A 2,025-nucleotide genomic window follows, 5' to 3' on the forward strand; every position below is an offset into this window, starting at 1 on the left:
ATCGCAGAAAACCCCGTCACAAAATGGGGCAGAACAATCTCACAAATCACCCCATCCCTCATAACAACCCCCATAAACGCCGCCGCCAATTGATTTGACGGGCGGCCCCCTTTACGGTGTCCGAGGCCCTGCTTGCATAAGGAAATGAATGATGAAAATTGCGGTTGTCGGTATCGGCTATGTGGGCCTGTCCAACGCGGTGCTGCTGGCGCAAAACCATCACGTGGTGGCGCTGGACATCTCGCAACAGCGCGTGGGCCTGATCAACCAGCGCCAAAGCCCGATCCAGGATGCCGAGATCAGGGATTTCCTGTCCAACCGCGAGCTTGACCTGACCGCGACCACCGACGCCGAAGCCGCATATGCGGGGGCTGATTTTGTCATTGTGGCCACGCCCACCAACTACGATCCGCGCAGCAACTACTTCGACACAAGCTCGGTCGACGCGGTGGTCGAACAGGTCACAACGGCGAACCCCGACGCCACCATCGTGATCAAATCTACCATCCCGGTGGGGTACGTTACCGGGGCCCGTGCCCGGTTCGGCACCGACAACGTGATCTTCTCGCCGGAGTTCCTGCGTGAGGGGCGTGCGCTTTATGACAACCTGCACCCCAGCCGGATCATCGTTGGGGAACGGTCCGAGCGGGCAAAGGTCTTTGCCGATCTGCTGCTGGAAGGAGCGGTGGATAAGGATGTTCCGGTACTGTTCACCGATGCGGACGAAGCCGAGGCGATCAAGCTGTTCGCCAACACTTACCTTGCAATGCGGGTTGCCTTTTTCAACGAGTTGGACAGCTATTCCCTGGCTGGCGGCATGGACCCGCGCCAGATCATCGAAGGCGTCAGCCTCGACCCGCGCATCGGCGCGCACTACAACAACCCGTCTTTCGGTTATGGCGGCTATTGCCTGCCAAAGGATACCAAGCAGTTGCTGGCCAATTACAGCCACGTGCCGCAAAACCTGATCCGCGCCATCGTCGATGCCAACCGCACCCGCAAGGATTTCCTCAGCGACCGGATTCTGATGAAGGGGCCAAAGATCGTCGGCATCTACCGTCTGGTGATGAAAGAGGGCAGCGACAATTTCCGCCAAAGCTCGGTTCAGGGCATCATGAAACGGATCAAGGCCAAGGGCATTCAGGTCATCGTCTATGAGCCGACGCTGAGCGAGGATCACTTCTTCCACTCACCGGTGATCCGCGATTTGGAGGTGTTCAAGCAGCAGGCCGACCTGATCGTCGCCAACCGGTTATCGGATGAAATCCGCGAGGTCAGCGACAAGGTCTTTACCCGCGATCTGTTCGGCGCGGATTAAGACCGGACGCACACGCCCGGCCAAAAGATAACCTGCCGCACAAACGGCGCACGGCAGGCTCCGATTCTGTCTCAGGTCAGTACAAGGGCGTGAATACCCGATGCAGCCGTGCCAGTGGCATGAACGCGCGTCACGCCGACGGGCAGGATCGAGAAATCAGCCACCTGAACGGTGCGTGTTTCGCCTCGGACCGTGGTTATTGCCAGTGTGCCACCCGTTTCGACGTACAGACCGATTGCCACCTCGGACAGGTCGGTGGTGTCAGAAGGGGTCACGGGGGCAACGTCACGCGCAGGGCCGGACAGGCTGGAAACACGGTTTGTAAACGGGTTGGTCGTCATGAGTCGGGTCTCGTTCTCTGTGTCAATCAGCGGAACGCTAGCCAAAACCGCTTAACGACCTGAAAGCCCATCGTGCGTTGCGCCGCCTGATCGGCAAACCGACACAAAAAAGGCCCCCTGTCCGGAGGCCTTGATTTGCGCGCTGAACGTTGGGTGACCCTCAGCCCTTTGCGCCCTGGCCGCGGGCGTAGACGTCCTCGTAGCGGACGATGTCGTCCTCGCCGAGATAGGCGCCGGTCTGCACTTCGATCAGGACCATCGGAACCTTGCCGGGGTTCTCCATCCGGTGCACCGCGCCCAGCGGGATGTAGACCGACTGGTTCTCGGTCACCAGTTGCTGATGGTCGTCAATGGTCACGCGGGCGG

General features: G+C 59.8%; 3 protein-coding genes. 1 reads left to right on the forward strand and 2 read right to left on the reverse strand.

The window, feature by feature from the left end:
- Window positions 1-151: 151 nt before the first annotated feature.
- Window positions 152-1,318, forward strand: a complete 1,167-nt coding sequence (locus ACR0NT_RS19500; RefSeq protein WP_170675190.1) for a nucleotide sugar dehydrogenase — start codon at window positions 152-154, stop codon at window positions 1,316-1,318.
- A gap of 71 nt (window positions 1,319-1,389) precedes the next feature.
- On the opposite strand, the gene ACR0NT_RS19505 is transcribed toward ACR0NT_RS19500, so the two are convergent.
- Both ACR0NT_RS19505 and ACR0NT_RS19510 read right to left on the reverse strand, forming a co-directional pair.
- Window positions 1,390-1,659, reverse strand: coding sequence for a spike base protein, RCAP_Rcc01079 family (locus ACR0NT_RS19505; RefSeq protein ID WP_170675192.1), 270 nt, complete (start codon window positions 1,657-1,659; stop codon window positions 1,390-1,392).
- Between the two features lie 160 nt (window positions 1,660-1,819).
- A partial coding sequence (locus ACR0NT_RS19510; protein ID WP_480443527.1) for a cupin domain-containing protein occupies window positions 1,820-2,025 on the reverse strand: 206 nt, incomplete at its 5' end.

The sequence above is a fragment of the Ruegeria sp. AB10 genome (genome assembly GCF_056542745.1).